General features: G+C 66.1%; 5 protein-coding genes. 4 read left to right on the top strand and 1 reads right to left on the bottom strand.

The window, feature by feature from the left end; genetic code table 11:
* Nucleotides 1–152 precede the first annotated feature (152 nt).
* Nucleotides 153–1,448 (bottom strand): ABC transporter substrate-binding protein, encoded by a 1,296-nt coding sequence (locus ACQKLX_RS28975; RefSeq protein ID WP_427365022.1) that lies wholly within the window; start codon nt 1,446–1,448, stop codon nt 153–155.
* A gap of 224 nt (nt 1,449–1,672) precedes the next feature.
* On the opposite strand from ACQKLX_RS28975, the gene ACQKLX_RS28980 reads away from it, so the two are divergent.
* From ACQKLX_RS28980 to ACQKLX_RS28995, 4 genes are all read left to right on the top strand, one after another.
* Nucleotides 1,673–2,815 carry a CaiB/BaiF CoA transferase family protein gene (locus ACQKLX_RS28980; RefSeq protein ID WP_427365023.1) on the top strand — a complete coding sequence of 381 codons (1,143 nt, stop codon included), beginning with the start codon at nt 1,673–1,675 and terminating at the stop codon, nt 2,813–2,815.
* Nucleotides 2,816–2,822: 7 nt separating this feature from the next.
* On the top strand, nt 2,823–3,980 hold the full coding sequence (locus ACQKLX_RS28985; RefSeq protein WP_427365024.1) for an acyl-CoA dehydrogenase family protein: 1,158 nt from the start codon (nt 2,823–2,825) through the stop codon (nt 3,978–3,980).
* A 198-nt stretch (nt 3,981–4,178) separates the two neighbouring features.
* Nucleotides 4,179–5,018 carry an HTD2 family dehydratase gene (locus ACQKLX_RS28990; protein WP_427365025.1) on the top strand — a complete coding sequence of 280 codons (840 nt, stop codon included), beginning with the start codon at nt 4,179–4,181 and terminating at the stop codon, nt 5,016–5,018.
* Nucleotides 5,019–5,173: 155 nt separating this feature from the next.
* The gene (locus tag ACQKLX_RS28995) at nt 5,174–7,132 is read left to right on the top strand and encodes a bifunctional 2',3'-cyclic-nucleotide 2'-phosphodiesterase/3'-nucleotidase (RefSeq protein WP_427365026.1); all 1,959 of its coding nucleotides are present in this window, start codon (nt 5,174–5,176) and stop codon (nt 7,130–7,132) included.
* Nucleotides 7,133–7,322: the final 190 nt, after the last annotated feature.

Consider the following 7,322-nt stretch of genomic DNA (forward strand, 5'->3'; position numbering starts at 1 on the left):
TCAACTGCTTGAGAGCCTGATTCAATCGCCTCGTCGACCCGGCCGCCGCAAAGCGGAGTGTCGGAATCCATCATAGAGTTCAGCGCCCTATGATGGATTCTTGAACAGCACCGCTTCGCAATGCGCGTGGGCTGACGACCCGTTCGGAGGCCTCACTTCGCGTAGTCGAAGGTCTCGATCGACTTGTCGGTGACGAGGTCGGGCTTCACCTTGGCGAACCAGTCGAGCGACTTCTCGCCGAGCGGCGTGGTCACCAGCTTGCCGGGATAGAGCGCCATCTTGTCGTAGACCGCGAAGGGGAATTCCGGCACGCGCTTGGTCGTGCCGAGCAGCTGGTCCTCCAGCCCCTGATGATCCGCGCGGATGGTGATCGTGCCGGTCAGCGACTTGAACTCCAGCCCCTCGAAGGCGGCGATGACCTCTTCCTTGCTCGGCCATTTGCCGCCGGCACCAGCCTTCTCATAGGCCTTCACCAGGCCGGTCAGGGCCTGCTGCATGTGGAAGGTCGGGTAGATCGGATAAACGCCGGTCTTGTCCTTGTACGCCTTGACGAAGGCCTGCATCTCCGGCGTGTCCTTGTGCTTGGGATGCCGCCAGTAATGGTCGCCGCGGCTGCCGACGATCACGCCTTCCGGCAGGACATTGCCGAGCCGTTCCAGCGAGCTTTCGGCCAGCGGCAGCACGAAGGTCGACTGCTTCAGCAGGCCGCGCGCTGCCGCCTGCTGGACGAAGGTGTCGAGATCGCCGCCCCAGGAGGTCGAGATCACCACATCGGGCCGCAGCGCCGAAAGCCTGGTGATCTCGGTGGAGAAATCGGGCGCGCCGAATTTCGGGAAGAGCTCGGCGACGACCTTGACGTCGGGCTTCAGCGCCTTGAGGCCGGCCTGCAGCAGCGCCCAGGATTCACGGCCCCAGGCATAGTCCTGGTTGACCACCGCGACCGATTTGAAGTCGGGCTTCACCTTCATCAGGTAGAGCAGCGTTGCCATCATCTCGGCGCCGGCATGGGCCTGCGTGCGGACGGAATACTTCCACTTGCCGTCCTCGAAGATGGTCTGCGTGCCGCAATCCCACATCACGTTGACGACCTTGAGGTCCTCCGCGACCGGGGCGAGCGCGTTGCAGGAGCCGGACGAGATCGCGCCCAGCATCACCTGCGCGCCCTGCTCCTGCACGACGCGGCGATATTCGGAGAGGAGCTGGTTGGTGCCGGCGCCCTCGTCGACATAGACCGGTTTCACGGGCACGCCGAGCACACCGCCCTTGGCGTTGATCTCCGCGATCAGGAGGTCGGCGGCGTTGCGGCCGGGCACGCCGAAGACCGAGGCCGGGCCCGAGAGGAAGGTGGCGATGCCGACCACCAGTTCCTTCGGCTTGTCCTGCGCCAGAGCCTGGCCTGCGAGCAGCGTGCCGGCCAATGCGGCCAGCGCCAGTTTCATCGTCTTCATCAGCGTCCTCCCTGAACCTCACATGACATCGGGCGCTCTTGAACGGCGCCTCGTCCGGCAAAAAGGGGGGCATAGAGCCAGCAGTCGGACAAGAAGGATAAAGCGATGAAGGCCATACGGTTTTTCTATGGAGCTGACGCTATGGCCGCCATCGCGAAACGCTATTTGACTTCATGATGGCGACAGCCGTCTCTCGCGCAAAACGGAAGGCGCGCGACGGTCTGATGACGAATGCTCTCGACGGAATCCTGGTGGTGGCGCTGGAGCAGGCGGTGGCCGCTCCCATGGCGAGCTGCCGGCTCGCCGATGCCGGCGCCCGCGTCATCAAGCTGGAGCGCGAGGAAGGCGATTTCTCGCGCGGCTATGACGATTATGCCGAAGGCCTCTCCTCCTATTTCGTCTGGATCAACCGCGGCAAGGAATCCTGCCGGGTCGACCTCAAGGACAAGACGGACCTTGCTCTGGTCGAAGCCATGCTCACCAAGGCCGACGTCTTCATCCAGAACTTCGCCCCTGGCGCCACCGACCGACTCGGCATCGGCAGCGAGGCGCTCCGCCAGCGCCACCCAAAGCTGATCACTTGCGACATCTCCGGCTATGCGCCGGGCACGCCTCACTACACCAAGAAGGCCTATGACCTCCTGATCCAGGCGGAAGCCGGCCTTGCCGCCGTCACCGGCAGCCCCGACTCCGGGCCGACGCGGATCGGCATCTCGATCGCCGATATCGCCACCGGCAACGCCGCCTATGCCGCGATCCTGGAGGCGCTGATCCGGCGCGGGCGTACCGGCGAGGGCTCGCGCATCCAGCTCTCGCTGTTCGACACCATCGCCGACCTGATGAACGTGCCCTATCTGACGCGGCGCTATGGCGGCATCGAGCCGCCACGCCTTGGCCTCGCCCACCCTTCCATCGCGCCCTATGGCGTCTTCCGCCTCGCCGATGCCGAGGTGCTGATCTCGATCCAGAGCGAGCGCGAATGGCAGATCCTCGCCCGCGACGTGCTGGGCGACAGCGCCCTCCTCGAAGACCCGCGCTTTACCAGCAATGTGCTGCGCGTCCGCAACCGCCCGGCGCTCGACGCCGCCATCCAGGCGATCTTGAGCACCCGCTCTTATGTGGAGACTGCGGCCGGTCTCGATGCCGCCCGCATCGCCTATGGCACGGTCTCGACCATGGCCGACCTGATCGAGCATCCCGCTGCGACGACGCTGCCCGTCCCGACCCCGAACGGCCCGGTCGAGGTGCTGGCGCCGCCGGTGCTGGTCGACGGCCAGCGCGTGCCGATGCGGGCGCCGCCGGGCCTTGGCGAACATGACGAAAAGCTGCGCCGCGAATTCACGGCAAAGGCAGCGCGATCAGCCTGAGATGAGCATGACGACCGAACCTGATCACACCGACATCCGCGAGGCGGTGGCGAAACTCTGCGCGGATTATCCGGGCGAGTACTGGCGCAAGCTCGACCGCGAGATGGCCTATCCCAGCGAGTTCGTGACGGCACTCACCGAGAGCGGCTTCCTCTCGGCGCTGATCCCGGAGGAGTATGGCGGAGCGGGGCTCACCCTCTCGGCTGCAGCGGCGATCATGGAGGAGATCCAGCGCCAGGGCTGCAATGGCGGCGCCTGCCATGCCCAGATGTATGTGATGGGCACCGTGCTGCGCCACGGCACGGAAGACCAGAAGCAGCGCTATCTGCCGAAGATCGCCTCGGGCGAACTGCGCCTGCAGGCCTTCGGCGTCACCGAGCCGACCAGCGGCACCGACACTACCGCCTTGCGGACCACCGCCCGCCGCGAGGGCGGCCACTATATCGTCAACGGCCAGAAGATCTGGACCAGCCGCGCGGCGCAGTCGGACTTGATGCTGCTGCTCGCCCGCACCACGCCGCGCGATCAGGTAGCGAAACGGACCGACGGGCTCTCGGTCTTCATTCTCGACATGCGCGAGGCGCTTCAGGCCGGCCTCACCATCCGGCCGATCCGGACGATGATGAACCACGCCACTACCGAGGTCTTCTTCGACAATGTCAGGGTGCCTGCCGCCAACCTCGTCGGCGAAGAGGGCAAGGGCTTCCGCTACATCCTCTCAGGGATGAACGCCGAGCGCATCCTGATCGCGGCCGAATGCGTCGGCGACGCCAAATGGTTCATCGACAAGGCGTCGGGCTATGCGAAGGAGCGCCAGGTCTTCGGCCGGCCGATCGGTCAGAACCAGGGCATCCAGTTCCCGATCGCCAGGGCCTACGCCAATATGCGCGCCGCCGAACTGATGGTGCGCGAGGCGATCCGCCTCTACGAGGCCGGCGCGAACCCCGGCGCCGAGGCCAATATGGCCAAGCTGCTGGCGGCGGACGCCTCCTTCGAGGCCGCCAATGCCTGCATCCAGACCCATGGCGGCTTCGGCTTCGCCGAGGAATACGACATCGAGCGCAAGTTCCGGGAGACACGGCTCTACCAGGTGGCGCCGATCTCGACCAACCTGATCCTGTCCTATCTCGCCGAGCATGTGCTGGGCATGCCCAGAAGCTATTGAAGACAACGACATCGACCAGAAACCCGCGGGGAACCCCTCTCCTGGAAGGAGAGGGGCAGGGGTGAGGTGTGCGGGAGCGGAAACGTTGGCTGGAACCAGCGCGGTCAGCGCTCGCGGAACTGGTCCAACGGCCTACACCTCACCCTGCCCTCTCCTTATAGGAGAGGGTTCCCCGCGCCCTTCCTTGCAGGGAGCATCATGAATATCGATCATCTGAGATCCTGGATCGGCCGCTCGGAAGAAGCGTCCGACCTGATCACGCCGCGGCTCGTCGCCAGCTACGAAGCGACCTTCGCGCCGCATCTGGCGCCCTACCAGCAAGGTGAAGCGCCGCTCGCTCTGCACTGGTGCTTGGCACCGCCGATCTCGCCGATGGCGGCACTCGGCCGGGACGGGCACGCCGCCAAGGGCGAGTTCCTGCCGCCGGTCGCGCTGCCGCGGCGGATGTGGGCCGGCGGACGGATCGAGACGATCGCGCCCTTGCGGACCGGCGACGAGGTCACCCGCCGCTCGACCATCGGCGATGTCTCCTACAAGGACGGCCGCAGCGGCCCGCTCTGCTTCGTCGCGGTCGACCATGAGCTCGTCACGGCCCGCGGCGTCGCGCTTCGCGAGCGCCACAACATCGTCTATCGAGAAGCGGCCAAGCCCGGTGCGGAGCAGACGCCGCCCCCTGCCCCGGTCGAACCGCGCCCGGCCGAGCTGACCTGGACGGTCGAGGCCGATCCGGTGCTGCTGTTCCGCTATTCGGCGATCACCTTCAACGGCCACCGCATCCACTACGACCAGCCCTATGCCACCGGCGTCGAGGGCTATGCCGGTCTCGTCGTGCACGGGCCGATCCAGGCGACGCTGATCATGAACATCGTCGCAACCCTCTCCGGCGGCGAGCCGATCCGGCTCGACTATCGCGGGCTCGCGCCACTGATCGCGGGCGAGGCCTTCCAGGTGAAGGCGAAGCGGCTGGAAGGCGGCGCCATCGCCGCCTGGACCGAAGGCACCGACGGGCGGGTGCGGATGGAGGGCGTGAGCCGGTAACGCCAACCGTCATTGCGAGGAGCGCAGCGACGAAGCAATCCAGGGCGGCGGCGCTCTACGCTCCCTGGATTGCTTCGCTCGCAATGACGAAAGTCCCCCGTGTCACGGTCCTGCCATGGTGCTAGCGTCTCTGCCTGCACCTCGCCCAGGAGCCGATGATGGACAGCGCCCGCCGTTTCAGCCGCCGTGACACGCTCAAGGCCGGGGCCGCCATCGCTGCAGCCGGCGCGCTTTCCACCCCGCTCTCGGCGCAGGCGCCGGCCAGGCTCAAGCTCCGGCTGCTGGAAACCAGCGACCTGCACGTCAATGTCGTGCCCTACGACTATTTCCGCGACGCACCGGACGACACGGTCGGTCTCGCCAAGACCGCCAACCTGATCAAGGCGGCGCAGGCCGAGGCGAAGAACAGCCTGCTCTTCGACAATGGCGACTTCCTGCAGGGCTCCTCGCTCGGCGATTTCGTCGCCTACAAGAAGGGGCTGAAGGCCGGCGAGACCCATCCGATGATCGCCGCGATGAACGCCCTGCCCTATCAGTGCGGCACGCTCGGCAATCACGAGTTCAATTACGGGCTGGAATTCCTCGAGCACGGCCTCGCCCGCGCCGAATTCCCGATCGTCTGCGCCAATGTCGATAAGGTTGGCGGCGGCACGCTGATCGAGCCCTGGCGCATCTTCGAGCAGAGCTTCGAGGACGAGGCCGGCGCCAAACACGTCCTCAACATCGCGGTGATCGGCTTCGTGCCGCCGCAGATCATGCAGTGGGACAAGGGCAATCTCGACCGCAAGGTGACCGCGACCGACATCGTCGACGCCGCGCAGAAATACCTGCCTGAGATCGCGCAGGCTCATCCCGACCTCACCATCGCGCTCTGCCATTCCGGCATCGCCGGCGGCGAGCGCAAGGGCGGCGAGGAGAATGCGGCGCTGCACCTCGCCAAGCTCGACGGCATCGACGTCGTGCTCACCGGCCACCAGCATCTCGTCTTCCCCGGCGGCAAGGCCTTCGACGGCATTCCCGGCGTCGACAACAAGAAGGGCTCGCTGCACGGCAAGCCGGCCTGCCAGCCCGGTTTCTGGGGCTCGCATGTCGGCATCGTCGACCTCGAGCTGGAAAAACGCGACGGGCGCTGGCGCATCGCCGATTTCAAGGTCGATCCCAAGCCAATCTATGAGCGCACGCCCGACCGCAAGATCGTGTCGAAGGCGGAGGTCGAAGCCGCTGTGCTGGCGACGGTCAAGGCCGACCACGAGGCGACGCTGACCTATATGCGCGAGCCAGTCGGCACCACGAGCGCGCCGATCAACAGCTATTTCGCCCTCGTCGCCGACGACCCTTCCGTCCAGATCGTGGCGGAGGCGCAGATCGCCTATGCCAAGCCGCTGCTGGCGCAGACGCCGCACAAGGACCTGCCGATCCTCTCGGCCGCTGCCCCATTCAAGTCGGGCGGGCGCGCCGGTCCCGCCTTCTTCACCGACATCCCAGCCGGACCGATCGCGATCAAGAACGTCGCCGACATCTATCTCTATCCGAACACGGTGCAGGTCGTGAAAGTCACCGGCGCGCAATTGCGCGAATGGCTGGAGCGCTCGGCCGGCATCTTCAACCGGATCGACATCGCGAAGACCGACGAGCAGCCGCTGATCAATCCCGGCTTCCCGGCCTTCAATTTCGACGTGATCGACGGCGTCACCTACCAGATCGATGTGACTCAGGCCTCGCGCTATGACGGCGACGGCAAGCTGGTGGCGCCCGACGCGCACCGCATCGTCGACCTCGCCTATCAGGGCAAGCCGATCGACGGATCAGCCGAGTTCATCGTCGTCACCAACAACTACCGCGCCTCTGGCGGCGGCAATTTCCCGGGCACCAAGACGACGGTGGTGCTGGAGGCGCCCGACCTCAATCGCGACGTGATCGTGCGCTTCATCATCGAGAAGAAGACGATCAACCCCACCGCCGACGACAACTGGTCGCTGAAGCCGCTGCCGGCGAACGTCAACGTCACCTTCCCGACCTCCCCGGCCGCGGTAAGCAAGAAGCCGGACACGCTGAAGGCGCAAGCTGTGGGCGATGCCGGCGAGGGATTCGTGAAATATCGGCTGGGGGGATGAGCGCCGTCCTACTCCCTCAGAACCGCATCTCGACCCTTCCCTTGAGGGCGTGGTCGCGGGAGCGTTCGCCGATGGCGGCGGAGTAGGTCAGGCCCAGCGCGGTGGCCTGCGAGAGGCGCCAGTCGAGGCCGGCTTCCGCCACCAGCGCCTCGCGGTCGATCCTGGCGGCGAAGACCTGGGCGGGCGTCGT

Source organism: Allobosea sp. NPDC003192 (assembly GCF_050275675.1).
In the GTDB taxonomy this organism is placed as follows: Bacteria; Pseudomonadota; Alphaproteobacteria; order Rhizobiales; family Beijerinckiaceae; genus Allobosea.

What these genes read in the sequence shown, in the direction of transcription:
- ACQKLX_RS28985 (WP_427365024.1), top strand. Translation starts at nt 2,823, where the DNA reads ATGACGACCGAACCTGATCACACCGACATCCGCGAGGCGGTGGCGAAA.
- ACQKLX_RS28980 (WP_427365023.1), top strand. Translation starts at nt 1,673, where the DNA reads ATGACGAATGCTCTCGACGGAATCCTGGTGGTGGCGCTGGAGCAGGCG.
- ACQKLX_RS28995 (WP_427365026.1), top strand. Translation starts at nt 5,174, where the DNA reads ATGATGGACAGCGCCCGCCGTTTCAGCCGCCGTGACACGCTCAAGGCC.
- ACQKLX_RS28990 (WP_427365025.1), top strand. Translation starts at nt 4,179, where the DNA reads ATGAATATCGATCATCTGAGATCCTGGATCGGCCGCTCGGAAGAAGCG.
- ACQKLX_RS28975 (WP_427365022.1), bottom strand. Translation starts at nt 1,448, where the DNA reads ATGAAGACGATGAAACTGGCGCTGGCCGCATTGGCCGGCACGCTGCTC.